This window comes from Paenibacillus oryzae, assembly GCF_001675045.1.
Classification (GTDB): Bacteria; Bacillota; Bacilli; order Paenibacillales; family Paenibacillaceae; genus Pristimantibacillus; species Pristimantibacillus oryzae.
This window is the reverse complement of sequence record NZ_LYPA01000065.1, coordinates 51,941-71,834: the sequence shown is the minus strand read 5'-3', so window position 1 is coordinate 71,834 and position 19,894 is coordinate 51,941. Positions and strand designations below refer to the sequence as shown.

Below are 19,894 nucleotides of genomic sequence, written 5' to 3'. Positions count from 1 at the left end.
ATCTACCCCTTTTCAGGATAAGCGGCTGCACTCCTCCTCCACGACCAGGCCACCACTGGAATAAGCAGCAAGGCCATCAAACCTCCGGCAAGGGAAAGCATGGAATAACCAACGCCTGCCATAACCATGCCGGACAAAGCGCCGCCAGATGCGCCTGCCAATGCAATCAGCACATCGACCGTGCCTTGCGTCTTCGCGCGAACCTTAGGCGTTGTGGCGTCGATAATGGCTGCCGTGCCGCTAATCAGGCCAAAGTTCCAGCCTAAGCCGAGCAGCGCCAGCGCCACAATGAGCAGGCCCATGGATTCGCCTGGCGCAATAGCTGCGGTCAAACCCGCCAGCAGCAGCGTTACGCCGGATGCGTAGGACATAAACGTACGGCCGAGCTTGTCCACCAGCACGCCGGTCAGCAGGGAAGGCAAATACATGCACGCAACATGAATGCCGATTACCAGACCCGCATCGCCAAGACCATGGCCATGCTGCTTCATATGGACGGGCGTCATAACCATAATACCGACCATAACGATTTGGGTAAGCACCATAACCGTTGCTCCCACAATAAGTCCTGTTCGGTTACGGACGCTCTCAGGATGGCTTGCCTCTTCCTTCGCCTGAGGATTTTTGCCGCCTTTCATCTGCGTGCTTTTAGTCAGGCTTTCCTCTTCGGCTATCGCCTTGGCGACTATAAAGGGATCAGGCTGCAGAAAAAGCAGCAGCACGAGGCCCGCTATCAAATAAGCGGCCGCAGCCAGAACAAACGGCCCCGACAAAGCAGGAAGACCGATGGAGGTCGCCATGCGGCCGGTCGGCTCCACCAGGTTGGGACCCGCCACCGCGCCAATCGTTGTAAAGACCATCGCTATGCTGATTGCTTTAGCCCGCTGGCTCGGCTTCGCCAGGTCCGTACCTGCGTACCGGGCTTGCAGATTGGTAGCTGTGCCCGCGCCATACACCAGCAGGGACGCAAACAGCAGCGCGATTTGCCCCCAAAGCGCAGCAAACACAACGCCAAGCGCTCCGGCTCCGCCCGCGATAAATCCGGCGGCCAGCCCGACCCTGCGTCCAAACCGCTGGGACAGCCTGCCCACAATAAGCGCCGCCGCCGCGGAGCCAAGCGTAAACAAGGCGGCGGGAAGGCCGGATAGGCTGTCGTTGCCCAGCATGTCCTGCGCCAGCAGCGCACCGACGGTAATCCCGGCAGCCAGCCCCGCTCCTCCGAAGATTTGCGAGGCGACAACAATCCATAACGTTTTTTTATACAGCCGGCGCTGCTTTTCTGGCGATTTTACGTACTCATTCACTCTATCAGAGCGGCTTTTTTGCCGTTGAGGAGAAAGTGATGGTTGATTATTCATATGCGTCCTCCTTCTCGGCACCCATGCCGCTGTCCAAATCATCTCCCATGCAATATCTGAATTATAGACATATACATCCTCACTCATCAATCCCTCAAATCAGGGATTCCTATTCCAATCCTTTAAGAGATTCGATCATATCGATTCGGGACACTTTGCGTCTGAGCATCAAGTTGGCAGCTATGGTAAGGCAGTACGCCGCCAGGGCAGCCATTAATACGATGCCAATGTTCAACTGGTCCGGAATTTGCTGATGCGTGCTCGATAATGCTTTGACAACCAGCTCATACACATAGCCGCAAATTGGAAACGCCACTAGCACTGCCAGCGTTGTTATGATTACATTTTCAGAAAAGATAAGCCGGTAGATTTTGCTCTTGTAATAGCCCAATACTTTGAGCGTTGCGAGCTCCCGGTTTCTCTCGAAGATGTTAATGGACGATATGGTGTAGATGGCGCCAAACGAAAGAATGACCGCACATATGATAAACATAATAAAAACGAAGCTGTTTTGCTGCAAAATGTAACGGGCTTCCTTTCGAAGATCATCCGTATCATAAATCGAAACAACATCTTGATTCTGCTGAAAATAGCTCCTGACGCTTTCCAATTGTGCCGAAGGATCGGCTTTGACCAGAAGCGTAGTTGGCTTGTAGGCCACTCCAAAGCTGGACAAATAATCCGGCGTGACATAAAAGGAAGGGGTGGAATATTGGGTAGAAATTTGCAGCACCTTCATCTCGACGGCCTTATCGCCCATTTCGGCCCCCGAAAACACAATTTGAATGGTGTCGCCTGCGGCAATATTATAATGATCGGCATAAGATTTCGGGACAAACACGCCCTGATCATTCAGATAAAGAGGATTATCTTTTTCATCATAAAAATGAACAAGGCCGTTATCCTTCTCTGTTACAACTAACGAGGCTTTTTCGGTTTGGTCTCCCGCTTTCAAAGCAATGGGCATTACAGACAGGGCGTAATGGCTCTTGATGCCGGCAGGCAGCTCCGCTTCATTCAGGGCTTCCTCCGTCTTGTAATCGACCCTCAAATCATAGGTATAAACCTGCTGAAATTGTCCCGCAACCTTTTGCAGCGACGCTTGAGTGCCAAATGCCGTAATTAACAAAATGGTACTGACCATTACGCCAACCGAGCTTGCCAGCACTTTACGTTTATTCAAAAAAATATTGCGAAAAACAAGCTTATAGCTATATGGCAAACGACTCCATAATCCCGGAATTCTTTCGATTATTATAGCCTTCATTGATTTTGGCGGTTTAGGACGCATAGCTTGAGCTGCTCGTTCCTTCAGCAATTTTCTGCCGCTTAAATAACATGCAAGCACCCCGAACAGACTGGATACGATAATGGGCGGCACTATTAAATGATAGGTCAAGGCAAACTGAATGCCTGGCAGCGAATAAGACCTGGCATTCGACATCTCGATGTAGGGAACAAAAACCAAAGCGGAAACAACATAACCCGCGATTGCCCCCACGATGCCGACCAACACGGGATAACCCATATAGTGAAGCATGATGCTGCTATTTTTTACGCCTAACGCCTTCATAATGCCAACCTGATTTCGCTGGGATTCAATCATTCGGGACATCGCTAAAAACAAGATAATGGCTTCTATCAAAAAGAGAACAAGCGGAATCACTTTACTCATTAGCCCATTGTTATGAAGCGTCTCCTTCAGAAGCGAATAACTGAACAAGCTTTCCTTACTCTCCTGCCCCAGATAGGAAAGCCCCGCAGACTGCTCCTCAATGGACCGCCCTAGCTGGTGTATATCGTAGCCTTCCTTGGCATCCACAACTAATTCATTGTAAAATAATCGCCCCGCAATCTCAGCGATGCTCTCTTCTGCAACATAAGCCACTCCATAGTTTTTATGATCCTGTGTACTATTTTTTTTAGTATGCTCCACATTTTCGCCCAAGCCGCTAATCGTAAACTTCAGTTCCTTGTTATTGACCTGGATGACGACTTTATCTCCGATTGTATAGTGATGCTCTTTAGCATAACGGGAATCCAATACAATCCCGTCTTTGCTTGCCGGAGGATTCCCTTCAATCATAGCCAGCGTATTAATGTCATTGTTAGCTGGAATGGAGTGGAGCTTCAAGGTAGTCTGGTAACCTTCAAAAGCCTCCGAAGCGTCGATGGTATACCGTCCTTCGAGCTTTTGAATCCCCTCCATATGACGTAGCTTTGCAATCTCCTCCAGAGAGATTTCACGATAGAAGATATTCAAATCGCTTAAATTATGCTCTTCAAAATAAGCCTCTGTATAAGTGCTCAAATTATTGCTTAGCGTAGCTAGTCCTGTGTAGAAAAAGGACCCTACGGCGATAACCAGCACAAAAGAAAGAAACTGTCCCGCCGATTGTTTAATATCCCGGAGTAATTTGTAAAAAAGCTTCATGCTTACCACTCAATCCTTTCAGCGCGTTGCCTGTTTTCATTGATTGTAATGCTTTCAATCTTACCGCTTTTAACTTTGATAATTTTGTCAGCCATTTCGGCGATTGCCGAATTGTGAGTGACCAGAACGATGCATTTATTCATCTCGGTATTCAAGTCCTCCAGAAGCTTCAGCACCGCCTTGCCTGTTACATAATCCAATGCCCCGGTTGGTTCGTCGCAGAGCAGCAGCAGCGGATTTTTGGCAACGGCTCTCGCAATCGCCACCCGCTGCTGCTCGCCCCCGGAGAGCTGGGAAGGAAAGTTTTTGATCCGGCTGTTTAAGCCTACCTTCTTCAAAATATCCCTGGCATCCAGATGATCCTTGCATACCTCGGCGGCAAACTCGACGTTTTCCAATGCGTTCAAGTTGGGAATCAAATTGTAGAACTGAAAGACGAAACCAATCTTTTCGCCGCGATAACGGGTTAATTTCCGCTCATTCAGCTTCGTGATGTCTTGCCTGCCAACAAATACTTGGCCCGTGGAGGCCGTATCCATTCCGCCCAGTATATTCAGAATCGTGCTTTTGCCCGCTCCGCTTGCTCCCAAAATGACAACGAATTCCCCCTCCGATATGGAGAAGTCGACGCCATCCAGCGCCTTAATCGATACCTCGCCCACTTTATACTCTTTTGTCACGTTTTTGAATTCAATCAGCTTATTCATGTTTTCCATCTCCTCATCCAAGTATGTCGGTATGTCACTCATGTAGCATACTGTAATACACATATTTCCCCCTGTCAATATTCTTTTCCGGTCTATATTTCTTGTATTAACTGCTATTGACAATTGATTTCTCATCTATTATGGTATGTTAGGTGAGTAACATACTAATAGGACGAATGGTGGAGCTATGACCATTACTTTCGATGAAAATATACCGATTTTTCAGCAGGTCGCTTATATAATCGAGGATGACATTCTGAACGGCACGTTCCGCGTGGACGAGCAGATTCTTTCCGTTGCCCAGTTTTCTCAGCTGTTTCAGATCAATCCGGCAACCGTCGTTAAAGGAATCGGCCTGCTTGTAAATGAAGGGATTGTATATAAAAAAAGAGGGCTTGGCATGTTTGTATCGGCCGATGCAAAGGTGAAAATCCAGCAGAAGCGGAAGGAACGCTTCCATAAGGAAATGCTGGCCGATCTGCTAAGCGAAGCCGACAAGCTTGGGCTGACAACCGATGAAATCATAAACATGATCAAACAGCTGAGAAAGGACTGAAACCCGTGAGTATAGCTTTGGCTTGCGACAATATAACCAAATCTTACGGTGCAACCACTGCATTGCGGAATTTGAGCTTACAGCTGGAGGAAGGTGCCATCTATGGCCTGCTCGGACGTAATGGCGCCGGTAAAACCACATTGCTTAACACCATCGCCGGTGGAATCGGAGCAGATTCTGGCACGATCGAGGTTTATGGGAGGAAGCTGAGCAAAAGAGAGCAGCCGAATGCCTGCTGTTATGTCCGCGCCGAGTTTTCCCATTTCGGGGGAGCGCGGGTTATTGAGGTTTTGCAGATAGCAGCCGCTGTTTATCCCCATTGGGATTGGGATTACGCAAGGGAGCTGCTCAAGCTATTTCTGATTGACCCTGGACAAAAAATACGCCAGCTTTCAAGCGGCACCCGCTCTCTGATTGGCAATATAATCGGATTGGCAAGCCGGGCGCCGCTAACCTTATATGATGAGCCGGTGCTGGGGCTGGACGTATTGATGAGAGAACGATTTTATAAAGCGCTGATGGAGGATTACGCCAATCATCCGCGCACGATTCTGTTATCTACACATTTAATTGATGAAATCGCCCCTATTGTTGAGAAAATCTGCATCCTGGAAGCAGGCTCCCTCCTTTTGCAGGAAAACATGGAGCAAATTCGCATGTCCGCCTATCTCATTCGGGGAAATTCGGAGGCTGTCGCTTCTTTTACAAGCGGCAAGCGTGTTATATATCAAGAGGCGTATGGACGGGGTATGCTTGCGGCCATCTATGAAAAGCTGGATGACCAAAAAACGCGGTTTGCCAAAGAGCAAGGGCTTTCGATTGAAACGTTAAGTCTTCAGAAGCTATTCCTGTATTTGATTGAAGGGGGGCTCTGAAATGAGGACTTTAGCCTTTCATTTAAAAGCCACGTACATGCAGCTCAAGATTTATATATGGTTTATTTTGGGCATTATTGTGCTAGGTACGATTACCGAGCTTTTTATTATCTTGTTTTCGGATATCCCCGATATTACCAATCTTTCAAAAGCCAATATGCTCATTATTCTGCTGCCGCTGACAGCCATCGTTTTGCCGCTTAGCTACTACAAACGAATCGCGCATTTGGGCGTAAACCGGGCTCAGTATTTTTTAGGCTTGCACGCCGTCTATGCTACCTGGGCGTTTGCCGTTGCATTAATCAACTCGATGTGGAATTTTGTGCAAATGAATGTATTTCAAAATAACGATCAGACCGTAGAGCTCGTCAAAGCCTTTCATTGGAACGACTTCGGTTTTGCAGGCTCGTTCCTTTATCAGTTCGTTTTTTACCTGATGGCGATGGCGCTTCTCAGTATGCTGGTTTCGGGATACGCCAACCCTGTAGGATGGCTGTTGTCCGCTCTGCTGATTGCAGCTATTCCCGTCGGAACTGCAATTCCTTCATTGCGCATCCATGTCGTCTCTTTTTTTCAACATTTGCTATTTAACGATTTGCTTCTGCTGGGGGTTTGGTTCAATATTTTGCTTTATTTTGCTTTTGTAGCAGGCGGCTGGCTGTTTACGAGGGTGCGTACGTATTAAAAAATGAACATTGAATTGTTTTTTGCAAAACCGGTACCTGCCGGAAAAGGGTGTCTTGGAAGCTCAAAACTCGCCTTCAAGACACCCTTTTCCCTACCATTTACAGACAAGTTGGATAATAGATTAACCCGGCAATGATGGCAGCAACATGGTTTTGCGGCTGTGCTTCATTTGATACATGGAATGATCCGCAAACTTGATCAGCTCTTCCGTTGTTTTACCGTCCAAGGGATAACGGCTGAGGCCTACGCTCATATTGATGGATAACTGCTCTCCCTCATACTCCAGCCTGTTGCATTCCGACATCTCTTCCAACTGATTGGCAAGCTCAGCAAAATCGTCCCCTTGAGATGCAGGCATAAACAAAACAAATTCATCCCCGCCAAGTCTTGCCGCAAGTCCGGATTCTCCGGCAAAATTGCAGATTAGGTTCGCAACATGCTGCAGCATTGTATCTCCAGCCTCATGACCGTAATAATCATTGATAAGCTTAAAATCATCCAGATCAATTAACAAAACAACGAGCTCATTGCCATTTTTACGACATTCGTCAGTTGCAAGATTAAGCCGTTCATAGAAATGGCGCCGGTTCGACAGTCCCGTCAACGGATCATGATAAGCCATAAATGCCATCTTCCTCAAATATTCCTTCTTAATTGTAATATCCCAAATCAGAAAGATCATATGGGGTTCGTTGTTAACCGTGACATAATCCCCATTAATCATTACATCTATTACGCTGTCGCCATTGGAAAGCACTATTTCCAGGTCACGGATTTCAGCCCGCTCCTGCAATTTCTCGGCAAGCGGTTGCCCGTGTAACAAAGCAAGATTTGCAGAATCAAGATTAACTTTGTCAAACATACGTCTGGCGCTTGGATTTGCTTCCTTAATATCGCCCGACATGGAAACCAGCAGGATAGGCTGAGGGCTCAGCTGAAATATTTTTTCGTAGCGATGACTCGGAAAATTCAGAAATTCATACCTTTGCATGGTCAATCGCAGGATGAAGCACCAGATTAAGCCGGCGTACAAATAGGAATAGGGAGGAATGACTTCGCCAAACCGGAAGTAACCGAATACAACTACCCATAAAAAAGTCAGGAAGCTGCCGTACTCCAGCCATCGGAATATGCCATAATGATCGTTAAGGGCGGCACGTCCTTTTCTCTTGCGTACAACACGAAGCCATACAATGGGAATCAAGCTCAAAATAAGGCTGGCTGTGAGGGTGCCATAATAGGCCTCATTGGCTACCGGCCACTTCCATAGACCGGTATCAACAAACTGTTGGGCGGAAATGAGCTTCCCGCTGCTGAGGAATCCTGCCGGAATTGCCAGCAGTAAAATGTGAAACAAATAAGGATACCACGGCTTTGGAAGCCGCTTATCCAAGCCCATCAATTTGGCAAGCAAATGAAACCCCAAACCGGGAATCGCAATCCCGATATTGGCAAACCAAAAGGCAGATAGCGCAGGGCTATACTCTATAGGCAGCAGATACCTAATATACTCCTCCATAAATAGAAGAAAATAGCAAAAAATCGTAAGACTGACCAAAATATGCTCGCTCTTCTTCGGATTTCGCAATAACACATCGGCGCCCATATAGAAAAAGACCAGCATAGGTATCCAATAAAAGACAACAGACATCCAAACTTCTGAGGGGCTCAAGGTTGTTATCTCCTTCGCAGCTTGCTCACATTTTGTCCATATCTGTTTTTATTTTAACATGTCCGCAATTTATGTCGAGAGCCGGATAAAAAGTCCTATAAAAAATGAAAAAATAATACATGTTCAATGAAGCTTTTGGCTTAATACAAAAGCAAGATGTGTTTCAGCCAGACGGGTATGCCGATAGAAGGTTGATCTGCTCATATGGAAAAAAGCAGCTAGTTCATTTTTATTCTGCTGCTTGCGTATGTAGCTTTCCAGCAACAGTTCTCTCTGTATTTGCGTCAATGGTTCAGCCAGAGAAGCATCATTCAGAATATCCAGCACCGCTGTCCTTACGTTTTTGGGGGGTATTCCTAGACGCTGAATAACTGGAAGCTTAGCCAGCAGCTCCGGTTCAAGCAGGTGTTCAAGAATGGACCTCATATCGTTTCTGTTAATTAGCCGATTCGGCTGATCCTCATATGGAAGAGATGTCTTCATAGCAGCACCCTCTTGACCAATGATTCGATAAACCCATTTGTTAAAGGTCGCTTGCCTGAAATCCAGCTCCCAAAGCGTCAATTCTCTCTTTCCGGATACCGTTATTTTTCCTAGCTCTATAAATCCAAGCTCCGACAATAAAACGTTTAGCTGTCCATCGCCCGATGCAACCAATCCACGCAGTCCGCTAGCCATATCAATCAGCCATTGCTGCATCAGCAGCGCTCCTAACTCCTCGGCGCGATATAACGATTGCTCCGGATCAACAGCAGACAACAGCACAAATAAGGTGTCTGACATTTCTTTTGGCAGCCGGGATAAAGCAGCATATTCCTGTCTTAAAATTGCCTTGCACTGCGGCACATAACGCTCCAGCAGCGGCAAGCTTTCAGTATGCAGCCATATCCCCGCGCTAAAGGCTAATGGATTCCCTAAATCATCCCGCACTACAAGAAGCCCTTCTGGAAAGGATTGTGCAATATCCTCCAGCAAAGCCGGATAGTCGGCTGCATTAACCAGTTCCGATTGCCAATCGTTCTTTTTTAAGGAAGCTATTAAAAAATGAAGCAGGCTGCTCAAGTCCCCGGGGCGAAACTCCTCTCGCTTGCCCGGTCTCAAAGCAGAGCCGAAGCTCGCATAGGCATGAGTCGTTGGCAAAAACTCACGGAAGAGCTCAAGAGTATGAGCAGCCAGCCTCATTTGCAATTCATGATCCGCGAGTTGGAAGCGCTCCGCAAGCAGATGAAGCACCTTGCTCCTGACAAGCTGGAATTGCACGGGATGCTTCCGGGCAAACTCTTCCCGCAATAGTCTTGCAACGACATGATGCAATGAAACACCGTGTTGCGTAGCTCTGATAAAAGACAAGGAGGCGAGTCTGTTAAAATCACACTCCTCAAGCGGATACTCCAATAAGGCATTCAGCATTCCCTGATCGGCTACGGGCAGCAGGGAAAGCATCGTTAAACCGTTGTATAGGGTTGGCGATGCGGTCTCGCGAAGAAACTCCGCGCTTAATAGTGACGGAAGCTCGCGCCACATCCCCTCGCTCTTTCCTTGAGAGGAAAGTAAAAGATCAACGGCTAACGCCAAGGCAAGCGGATGTCCCTCCGTCATATCCGCTATCTTCTTTTTCCTTTCCTCGGAAAATTCAGTTCCGGCCAAATAGTGATGAACCTGGGAACGTGTAAAACCATCCAGCGGCAGCTTTTTAATGCGTGACCAAGAGGGATTGGTCTGCCATTTTAGAGAAAGCTCCTTACGTGAGGCGCAGATCAGCAGCACATTGGCAGATTGAAGCTTCGGCAGAAAGCTTGAAAGAAGCCAGCCCTCCAGCAAATTCATATTTTCGCAATTATCAATCAGCAAAACGGTGCGTTGCCTGGATAATTCCGATAAAAGATAAGACAGCAGTACTGTCCCATCCTCTCTCTTTCTTCCGTATTCTGTCTCCAGACTCATTCCCAGAGTGGTCAAAAATGCCCCTGAGGTTGTTAATCCGACCTCCCCGTCAAGCCACAGCACACATGGCGCATAACCTCTGGCGACCTTGGCCATCTCAAGCAGCAATGTCGTTTTGCCGATTCCTCCGATGCCTGAAATGTAGAAAAGCTCCGTCTTCGATTCAGAATCTTTCAGCCAGTCGGCTACATCCTTTATTTCCGTCTCAAACCCTATTATCCGTCTTTTAAATTGTACATTCATCGGCAGTCTCTCACCTCATTACCAGTTGTACAATAGGCCGTTTCATATTGCAAGAAGAGAACTGAATGGCAAACGGCACAAAAAAGCTTTCAAAACCACCTGTAAGCGGTTTTGAAAGCTTCCTCTTGCTTAATCAATTGATGAATGTCAAGTGACGCAGCAGCCTTGCCAGCAAAACTGCGCTTTGCGCTCGCGTAGCATAGCTCCGCGGAGAAAAGCTCCCATCTCCCACACCCTCTATTATGCCCGCTGCCAGAAGCTGAGCCATTGCGGCTTTGGCCCATTCGGACATAGCTGCGTGGTCGCTAAACACCTCCAGCTCTGACAAATCCGGCTTCGAAAGCTCGCCAGCCGTATATTCAATGGCTCTTGCCAGCATGACCGCCATCTGCTCTCGTGTAACGATAACATGGGGTCTAAACGTACCGTCATCATAGCCTTGAATCAGGCCAGCCGCATTGGCCGCGTTGATTGCTCCCCCAAACTGTTTATATTCCGGAAACATTTCCGTATCTGAAAAGGAAGACAATGTCGGAAGTTCCTCGAGGCCCAGCGCACGTACAAGCATGGCGGCAAATTCGGCACGGGTTATTCCTCGGTCCGGTTGAAAATCAGGCATATCCCCCGCGTCTACAATAAGTTTGCTCCCCAGAAGCTCAATGTCGTTTCGCGCCCAATGCTCCTGAATATCTGTAAAGACAGGCTTGTAATGAAGCACGGTAAACCACCCGCTTGTTGCTGTATAGAGAGTTGCGCTGTCCGTTCCCCATAAGGAAGGTACAAAATACGGACGCCCGGCGTGGTCCACTCGTACAACAACGGAGAATTTTTTCCGAATATCGGCAGTTATCGGAATGCTCTGCTCCAGATAATGTCCGTTTTTCAATGTGATTGCTTTACCATCTCTATAGAAAGAGAAGCCTACGGGCTCCGTCAGCATAGTAAAGCCCTGCAGCGCCAATGCCGATTCCAGCTCGTTTCGAGCAGCCTCCGGTAACCGGCTTATAGCTGCCGTTATCGTCGAATGTTCTGAACTATCCTTCAGAGCAGGCATAGGCAAGCTGCTGCTTGCGCCATTGACGCTCACGCGAATGAGATGATCCGGCTTGAATTGATAAAAGACATAGAGCGCTTCTGCTGGAAAATCGACCTTTATAACGGGTGATTCCGTGCCAATGTTAATGATCAAGTCGCCCGGTACATCAAGCCTCGATTCAATCAGGTCCTTGTCCAGCAAAACCCGCAAAACCGACTGTCCGCCCTCTCTTTCGCTCAGGCTGGCAGCTTTGACAGGATGCCCGTTAATAGAAACGGATACCGTATCCTTATTAGTGTCAACAGCCGGCGGAGCAAGCCACACCGTCGTTGATCCGGGAGCCTGGACAGGGATCAGTTCAACACTATCCAGTTGGATTGTTTCACCAGCTTTGATCCCAATAGTTGCGGAATAAGGCTTATAGCCAGCAGCCTTCACAACCAGCTCATATTTTCCTGGCGCTACATTTGCCAGCTCGAATTTCCCCATATTGTCGGTTTCTGTATTAAGCGCTCCCAACTGTATTTCCGCACCTGAGAGCGGTTCCGCTCCTGCTCCAAGCACTGTTCCAGCAAGTCCCCCCACAATCGGGGGAGTTGTCTGCACCTTTATTGTTGCCGAGGCTGTATAACCTCCATCCTCCGAGACAGCCGTAACAACTGCCATCCCCTCCGACAGGGGCAAAATCTCTCCGTTCTGCATCACGGAGGCAATTTCCGGATGACTTGAGCTCCATATAACGTTCTGATTTGTAGCATCCTCAGGCTCCGCAACCACCGTTAGTCTTCCTGGCGGGCCGTCCTTGACAAGCAATAATTCAGCTGGTTCAAGCGATATTGAACTCACAAAACGAACCTGCTGTATATGCGATTCAACAAGCTGGATACTGCTCCACGACTGAACTTGTCCATTCTCATTGCTTACGAAGAGCTGTAAAAATTGTCCGGCTTTAACGCCAGTTATATCAGCGCCAGGCAAATACGGCCCGGCATCGGCAGGCAACTCATCTCCCAGCAGCGGTCTGCTCCCAGGACCTGCACCCAAGCAATAAGCAAAGGAATACGCTGGATTATCCATATCCGCTACGGCTTTTGTTGAACCAAACATGGTGCCGGGACCAATTGATAAGCCTGCAATATCCGGGGCTGCTTCATCAACATGAAGCTGTAAAGCAACGCTTGCCGTTTTAGCACCTGCATCCGTTGCTGTAAGCTCAACCTGATAAAGGCCGCCCTGCAAAGGAATGCCTTGTATTACGCCCTCGTCCATGAGCGCCAGCCCAGGAGGAAGCCCTTCGGCGCTCCAGCTCAAGCCCGATCCTGCTCCATCTCTTGCTTCCAGTGTAAACAAATAAGGAATATCCCTTATTGCGCGCGGTAGTTCACGCGTCAATAGATCAGGACGCAAATAGGGATAGCCATCATTTACGTCAGCATGAATTGCCCATATTTCAGAAAAACTCCAGTCGGCTCCATAATAGCTTTCCTCCTTCATTTCGGAGGATGTAAGCCCTGTCAGCCCTGGAAAGTCCCCGCTGTGCCCTGCACCGTTAAGTTGTCCCGTTGTTAGAAGATCAAAAAACGAAGATTTAATGGAGCCGCTGGCGCTTGTTCCACTAAATGCCATTATGCCAACAAGTCCTCCAAGACTGCTAGAAAAGGAAGCTCCCGCAGATGAAACAAAGCTTGTTGAATAACTATTGGCAATCGTTCCATAAACGACCTGTCCGGCCAAGCCGCCTGCATAATTAAACATATTGCTTTCAGGATAGGTGACATCGCCAGTTGAATATGAATTTTGAATCAGACCGGCGCCTTGAGAGCCAATTAACCCGCCCACATGCTGATTCGGCGATACGCCGCCCTTGACTGAAACGGATGAATAAGAACCGCTAATGAGCGAATCTGAAAGAGCTATACCGACCAGCCCGCCCGTTACACTTGCATCCATAGAGTCTCCGCCTGTTACGCTGCCTTGGACATTGGAGGAGATAACACTCCCGCCGTTTAAATAACCCACCAATGCTCCAGTATATTTTCCGCCTCTGTAGACCTGCGCTGTAACACTCAAATTTTGAATGACGCCGGTCACGACTCCGAAGAAGCCCACCGAGGTCAAGGACCCTGCAGTAATGGAGACGCCTGTAATTTGATGTCCCCGACCATCAAAAACACCGCTGAAGGGAGCGCTATCGCTACCTAGCGGCACCCATTGATAGCCCGATAAATCAATGTCGCCGGTCAACCGGATTTGCCGGTCCAGATAATCCTCACCATTCCGAGTCACATAATTTAACTCCTCGGCCGTTCCAACCAAAACCTGACCTTCCAGCTCTGCAGGACGAGCGCCCTCGGCTGCTTTTGCTACAAAAATGCCCGCAGGGAAGCAGCCCAGCATCATTGAAAATAAAAGCAGCGCCGCAAGCCTCCTTTTCACTGACCAACTACACATTCTGAATTTCTCCTTTGGACCGTTACCTTCATAACGGATGATGGACACTCCAGAATAGTGTAATATAGCGAGCGAGGAATGGGTGTCTCACATTTGTTTCAACCTTTGCATCATTCAGCCCCTTCTGATCCGCCCAACGTTTCGATTCATAAGATGCCGGACAATTGAGCTAAAAATGGCTCTTTTGAGCGGGCCCAAGCCTTGCCGGTGTTGATTGAAAAAGTCGTCGGCGCTATCGAACAGGCCAAAGTCGCGCTCGATGCCCTCCTTTTGCACATACGTATCGTTTTCGTTCCAAAAAATCGCCGGATTTTGAAAATTGTCCGTTGCAACGCCGTACCCGCAAAATGAACCCGTACACTGTTTAAATTTTTGCTGGAGCTTGTTCAGATAAGAAAGATCCAGAATAAACCCTTCAATATTCAGCCATTTGCCCTGGTACTTCACTTCCACCCAGCTATGCAATATTTCACGGGGCGACAGAAGATAATACCAGCCCGTCATCGCTCCCTTCTGCAAGCTTTTGTGGATCGTAAAGCCATGCATGCGGCAAGGCACGCCTACAGCTCTTAGCAAGGCCATAAACAATACGCCCTTGGTGTTGCATTGGCCATAACCATCCTTTAATACCTCTGATGCGGGAATATCGTCCGCCCTGTTGTATCCGAACAAAATTTCGTCGCGGACGTAGTTGTATATGCCAAGGATTTGCTCCTTAACGGGCAGGCGATCCCACCCCCGGCTTTTGATCAATATCTGAATAGCGGAATCAGAATAGTTCAGCAGGTTCGTTTCCTTTGTGTATGCTTTCATATCAAGCACCTCCTGCAATTATTGTACAATTTCATGCAGGCAGGAAACTTGCAAAAAGTCGCTGTCTTTACGAATATCCTTTGCGGTCATACCCAGCAGCCGTTTGCTTGCGTTGGCAAAATGGGATGGGCTGTCGAAGCCGGCCGACATCGCCGCATCGGTAATGCTGACCCCTCTAAAAATGAGGTAACAGGCCTTCTGAAGCTTGTGCAGCAAAATATAGCCGCTGAGCGATATACCCGTGTTTTCCTTGAAAAGATGGGATAAACGGCTGTCGGACAAGCCGATTTGCCCCGCATACAGGCCTACGGAATGCTCGGAGCCGGTACAATCTTTAATAAGCTGGATCAGCTCTCCGACTCGCTCATCCGCAATGACTGGTTGAATATAGTGTACATTCAGCTGCTCCAAAAGCTGCTCCAAAAATGTCAGATAGCTTGTTCCGTCCTCAATGTCTGACAGATGCTTTACAGCAAAACCGGCGGCGGCTTTTGCCAGCTCAGGCGGAATCAGTCCGTATTTGTTCGGCCCAATGATCTCCTTAAAGCTTGCCGCCAAATCAGAGGTGCTGTCCATCAGCAGCATCAGCAGCGGATGGCCCGCCCCGCCGAGGCGATGTACAACATTGGATTGAAGAACAATGCCGCAGCAGCTTATGGGCTGTCCCTCAACCTCTATTTGGAAAGCGGAGTCTAAGGATATAGCCGCCTGAACAAAAGAATGAGCATGCTCCTCCGCATCAATGACATCGGATACCACCATAAGGTGATGCTCCGCTCCGTATAGCTTCATCATATTTGCTCTGCCTCGTTTCTGCGTTTAAAAATGGGTCCAGGCCATCTCGTGCTGCACGACAAAAACCTCAAAGCCGGAAGCCGCCAAAAACGCGTTGGCCGCATGACAATCGGCGTCAACATTCAATATGCTGATTCTGGGCGCTTCCGTTGCGCCGGCCAGCCAATCAAGCAAGCTGTTGCCAATGCCACGGCGCCGGTAATCGGGATGTACAGCCATTTGGGGAATTTCTCCCGATCCCGGCGCCATAATGGCGTAACCAACAACGGCATCCCGATCAAAAACTGCGGCGTAACGGAAAATGCCGGGAATTGCGTTGATGGCTCCAGAATCATTTTGCCACGACGGCACAAAATCGCGAAAGGCCTTAAAGCGCTCCGGATCAAAGCGTTCCACCTCGCGGATTACCCAGGCATTAGACTCTGGTTCCTTTTTACTCCGCTCCTTCCGGTAACAGTTCAGCAGCCGTTTCTTGTGGAAGCCGTGCTTTGAATACAACGCAATTGCCGGGGAGTTGTCAGCCAGCACCTCCAGCAAATAACGGCTGATGGAATCGGCACGCAGCTTGGCGGTTACAAGGCGCAGCAGCTCGCTAGTCAGGCCTTGTCTGCGAAATTCTGGCACAACACCCGTACCCAGATTATAGGCTGTCCTTTCCCCGCTTCTGCTCCTCAGTCCGTTCAGCACGATTCCCGCCAGCTGCTCGCCGTTGAAGGCCCCGAACGAGATGTTTTCATCGTAGCCCCTTCTTATAAGCATTTCTTTAAATCTGTCCAGCGGCATATCCATCTTCACTTGATAATCGGCAAAAACGCCAAGAAAGGCTTCATGCAACGCCTCAATGCGGGTTCCCTTAAGCAAACGGTATGTAATCATGACTTCACTCTCCCTGACAGCGATAGATTTATTACTTTCATATTACACGACAAGCCGTCATAGAGCTGCAAAAAAACAATAAAGCCTCCGCTTCCCCACTTGGCTTACCTAAAAAAAGACAGCCTTGCGGCTGTCGGCTTTCCTTTATCGCTGCTCAAAGGTGAAGGAAGCAAAGCTTGCGCTCCCTTGCCCCGTAAAGGTAAAATACAAAGCATTTATTCCATCCGGTATGACGATATCGGCGGCATATGTCTTCCAGACATTGGAGAAGTGAATCGGGATTTTGCCAAGCGCTGGCCCATCCCAGGCCGTCCTCACCTCAAACTCCCCATGTGCGTAACCGCGCGATTTGATGCTGACTCTTGAAATACCGTTGCAGTCAAAATATTTGAAGCCGGCGGTCGCGGAATGCTTCATATTGGCAATATACCCGATCTCCTCGTCTCCGTCCTTGCCGTCCTGCGTTATTTTGGGGAACTGGTTGTTCATCCAGGAGGCGCTGAAGTCGGTATATACCGATTCCTCATCGCAGAACAAGTTGCATGCCAGATAAGCCGGATATTCGCCCAAGCCTTCAAGCGGGCCGTCATTAGGGCCGCATGAGGTCAATTCAACCTGCGGAATGGTTCCGTCCGGCAAAATTTCAATTTTCTCAAGGCAGCCTTGACGGCTGAAGTTGGTTCCATTGGTATGCCGATGATAGAAGATATACCATTGCCCCCCAATTTCAATGATGCTGCCGTGATTATTCCCCCCGTAAAACATTGGCTTCGCAGCAGGCTTATAGGAGTCGATATGCATATCGCAGTTGCTGACAATGACGCCGCCGTATTTAAAATCCCGGGTAGGATGCTTGCTGGTTGCGTAACATAGCTCATGCATCGAAATGGAGGAATAGATCAAATAATACGTATCTCCATGCTTCCTTATGGACGGCGCTTCAAAAAACTCGTAGCCCTCAAAGCCGCTTCCTTCGCTGTAAGGCTCGCTTGGCACAACAATAACGGGGGCTTCGATAATCGTCAGCATATCGGGACCAAGCACCGTTGCCATCGCCCCGCTGCGCGACCGGTCTCCTCTGGAGCAAAAGCCGGTATACAGATAGGTGCGATCCCCCTCGCGCAATACGCCAGGGTCAAATTGGGGCTCATCTCCTTCGCGATTGCCCAGGCGCGTTCCGTCCGGGTATTGAACGTAGCCATAAAACTGATAGTCTCCCGCAGGCGTATCGCATACCGCCACCGAAACAATGGAGCGTTTGCTGTCTACATAATACAAGTAGTATCGTCCATCCCCGCCTTGTGCCACATCCGGGGCATACAGGCAGCTATCCCGGTCCTCATTGTTTTCTACGTCCTCCGCCCTCAGAATAACTCCTTCATAGCGCCAATCCGCCAAATCATCAACCGGGGCCGACCAGCAGACATAGTCATTCAGGCAATACGCATAACCGTTAAAGCGATCATGGGAGCCGTATACGTAAACCCGATCGCCAAAAACATAAGGCTCTCCATCGGGAATGTATTCCCAGGAGGGCAAATAAGGATTTAAGCCTTGTTTTTTCATTTTCATTTCTCCTCGTCATTTTACTCGCGTTTTATCCAACCTCGACCTCAATGGACAATTCGCATAGCTCTGCTTTAAGGTCATATTCCCCGATTACGTCAAACACCGGCTCGCCCTTGGCATTAAAATGAACCCGGTGCATGGCGGTGCATCTCCTGCCGGATTTGACGAGCTCCTGTTCGCCGTGGTAAAGCATCATCACTTCACCGTCCGCATCCCGGAAAAAGGAGTTGTGTCCGGGACCGTACACTCCATTGGCGGAATAATACGAAAGCACTGGCGTACCTGCCTTCCTCCATGCGCCCGCGTCCAAAAAGTCGCCTCCGCGCGGAATGCTCAGCAGCCCGACCGCATAGGTGTAGCCGCCTGCAGCGCCGCCGGAATAGGCAATATAGACATGATCCTCCGTAATAAGCGGATACGGCCCTTCATTATTGATCGTGCCCTGAATATTTTCCCAGCCGAACAGCGGTCTTGTGAGCAGAACAGGCTCGCTGGTCAATACGGCGGGATTGTTTTCCTCTATTGTTGCGATATAAATCATGGACCCCGTATCCAATGGCGTGCCGATGCCTTTCCGATAAGACCATAGGACGCATGAAACGCCGTCCGCTTTAAAGTAGGTCATGTCCAGCGTAATGCCGTCTTCGGCCAGGAAAGAACCATCCCGCCGCTTGACGCGAACCGGCTCCTCCCAATCCGGAGGATTGCTGATCGCGCCCCCCTTTTTCAGCTTCATCATATGGCATTGAGGTCCCCATTGCCTGCCGCCTACCGCAAACAGGATGTATAGCTCGCCTCCGATCCAATGGAACTCCGGAGCCCAAAACGTTTGAATAAACCCTTTTTCCTCATTAATGTCCAAAATTAATGCTTCGTTGTATCCGGGCTCAAACAGCCCTTCAATAGAAGGGGACTCACGCACATAAAAGCCGATATTGTTATTGTTGTCGTTTGTAGCCAAATAGTAATAAGTATCCTCCCACAGCATAATAACGGGATCGGCAAACCCTGACGCCAGCGGAAAAGGGTATTTTTTGTGCAGCGCCCTTCCCTTTACCGTATACGTGCCGGGCGTTGAGAAGTCGACATGGCCGCTTTCCCATAATACTCGTTTTGCTGCTGTAGAGCCGTCGGAATAAACTGCGGTTGCCATCACCTCATCCACTTCCTGCTGCGATGCGGCTTTAACGGCAGCGGGCGCATAAAGCTCCGTATTGCGCAGCGGCGTCCAAAAAGCGCAAAACCTCTGCCAGCAGTCGCTTTCCACTGTTAAGCAATTACCGGGATAAATGCCCTCAAGATCGCTAACCGTTGGTGCAGCTTGAAGCTCCTCTGCCGGGACGGGCGCAGACATGCCCTCCGGCTGAAGCAAATCGGTTATACAGGACCTATAAGCCTGTCCGTCGCTGCCCCTCCACAGAATTTCGTAGAGCTGTTCGTCAGGTAAATAAGCGCAAGCTGCCTCCCGAACAAATAAATGGGGATGCAATCGCACCAAGCCGTGGCAGGTAAAATCAATTAAATCGTCTGAGGTCCACAAAATCAGGCATCCCTTGCTTTCCTCGTCATCCTTTCCTTCCGCCGCAACCCTAACCGCAATAATGCCAAACCCGCCGGATGATGTGCGGAACAGATAAGGGTGGGTTACGCCTTTTTCCAAGATAACGTTGCGCTCGTCCACCGTGGCTTCCGGAAACAAAATGCCGTAATTCCGGTTTACGGGAACAAACTGCCCATCCTTACCGCTATAGGCAAAATGAATGCTGTTGCTTAACGAAGACGTATAATCGCCGTTTGGTTTTCGGGTATAAACCAATATTCGTTGCTCGCTGCTCCTTGTCATAGCGCTTAATGCTCCTTTCATATATGTATACGTTT

Annotated in this window: 14 protein-coding genes; 3 read left to right on the top strand and 11 right to left on the bottom strand. The window is 48.9% G+C overall.

Annotated features, from left to right (window positions below; all coding sequences use genetic code 11):
- Nucleotides 1-2: 2 nt before the first annotated feature.
- From A7K91_RS16370 to A7K91_RS16360, 3 genes are all read right to left on the bottom strand, one after another.
- A complete protein-coding gene (locus A7K91_RS16370; protein WP_068684640.1) occupies nucleotides 3-1,358 on the bottom strand; it encodes an MFS transporter in 1,356 nt (451 codons plus the stop codon).
- A 109-nt stretch (nucleotides 1,359-1,467) separates the two neighbouring features.
- Complete coding sequence (locus A7K91_RS16365; protein ID WP_068684638.1) at nucleotides 1,468-3,792, bottom strand: ABC transporter permease; 2,325 nt, start codon at nucleotides 3,790-3,792, stop codon at nucleotides 1,468-1,470.
- 2 nt (nucleotides 3,793-3,794) lie between these two features.
- On the bottom strand, nucleotides 3,795-4,499 hold the full coding sequence (locus tag A7K91_RS16360) for an ABC transporter ATP-binding protein (protein WP_068684636.1): 705 nt from the start codon (nucleotides 4,497-4,499) through the stop codon (nucleotides 3,795-3,797).
- Nucleotides 4,500-4,686: 187 nt separating this feature from the next.
- Between A7K91_RS16360 and A7K91_RS16355 the strand changes: the two genes are divergently transcribed.
- The 3 genes from A7K91_RS16355 to A7K91_RS16345 are packed head-to-tail and all read left to right on the top strand — an operon-like array spanning nucleotide 4,687 to nucleotide 6,615.
- On the top strand, nucleotides 4,687-5,055 hold the full coding sequence (locus tag A7K91_RS16355) for a GntR family transcriptional regulator (protein WP_068684634.1): 369 nt from the start codon (nucleotides 4,687-4,689) through the stop codon (nucleotides 5,053-5,055).
- A 5-nt stretch (nucleotides 5,056-5,060) separates the two neighbouring features.
- On the top strand, nucleotides 5,061-5,930 hold the full coding sequence (locus A7K91_RS16350; RefSeq protein WP_068684632.1) for an ATP-binding cassette domain-containing protein: 870 nt from the start codon (nucleotides 5,061-5,063) through the stop codon (nucleotides 5,928-5,930).
- A 1-nt stretch (nucleotide 5,931) separates the two neighbouring features.
- Nucleotides 5,932-6,615 carry a hypothetical protein gene (locus A7K91_RS16345; RefSeq protein WP_068684630.1) on the top strand — a complete coding sequence of 228 codons (684 nt, stop codon included), beginning with the start codon at nucleotides 5,932-5,934 and terminating at the stop codon, nucleotides 6,613-6,615.
- A gap of 123 nt (nucleotides 6,616-6,738) precedes the next feature.
- Here A7K91_RS16345 and A7K91_RS16340 read toward each other — a convergent pair whose 3' ends face one another.
- The 8 genes from A7K91_RS16340 to A7K91_RS16305 form a co-directional block, all read right to left on the bottom strand.
- A complete protein-coding gene (locus A7K91_RS16340; RefSeq protein ID WP_156739602.1) occupies nucleotides 6,739-8,289 on the bottom strand; it encodes a sensor domain-containing diguanylate cyclase in 1,551 nt (516 codons plus the stop codon).
- 123 nt (nucleotides 8,290-8,412) lie between these two features.
- Nucleotides 8,413-10,476, bottom strand: a complete 2,064-nt coding sequence (locus tag A7K91_RS16335; RefSeq protein WP_068684626.1) for an NB-ARC domain-containing protein — start codon at nucleotides 10,474-10,476, stop codon at nucleotides 8,413-8,415.
- 133 nt (nucleotides 10,477-10,609) lie between these two features.
- A complete protein-coding gene (locus tag A7K91_RS16330; RefSeq protein ID WP_068684624.1) occupies nucleotides 10,610-13,963 on the bottom strand; it encodes an S-layer homology domain-containing protein in 3,354 nt (1,117 codons plus the stop codon).
- Between the two features lie 114 nt (nucleotides 13,964-14,077).
- Entirely contained in the window at nucleotides 14,078-14,776 is a 699-nt protein-coding gene (locus A7K91_RS16325) for a transglutaminase-like domain-containing protein (RefSeq protein WP_068684621.1), read from the bottom strand.
- 18 nt (nucleotides 14,777-14,794) lie between these two features.
- A complete protein-coding gene (locus A7K91_RS16320) occupies nucleotides 14,795-15,571 on the bottom strand; it encodes a helix-turn-helix domain-containing protein (RefSeq protein ID WP_068684619.1) in 777 nt (258 codons plus the stop codon).
- A 24-nt stretch (nucleotides 15,572-15,595) separates the two neighbouring features.
- Entirely contained in the window at nucleotides 15,596-16,447 is an 852-nt protein-coding gene (locus A7K91_RS16315; protein WP_068684617.1) for a GNAT family N-acetyltransferase, read from the bottom strand.
- Between the two features lie 144 nt (nucleotides 16,448-16,591).
- Nucleotides 16,592-18,013 (bottom strand): family 43 glycosylhydrolase, encoded by a 1,422-nt coding sequence (locus A7K91_RS16310; RefSeq protein ID WP_068684615.1) that lies wholly within the window; start codon nucleotides 18,011-18,013, stop codon nucleotides 16,592-16,594.
- A 31-nt stretch (nucleotides 18,014-18,044) separates the two neighbouring features.
- Nucleotides 18,045-19,859 (bottom strand): family 43 glycosylhydrolase, encoded by a 1,815-nt coding sequence (locus A7K91_RS16305; protein ID WP_068684613.1) that lies wholly within the window; start codon nucleotides 19,857-19,859, stop codon nucleotides 18,045-18,047.
- Between the last annotated feature and the right edge of the window lie 35 nt (nucleotides 19,860-19,894).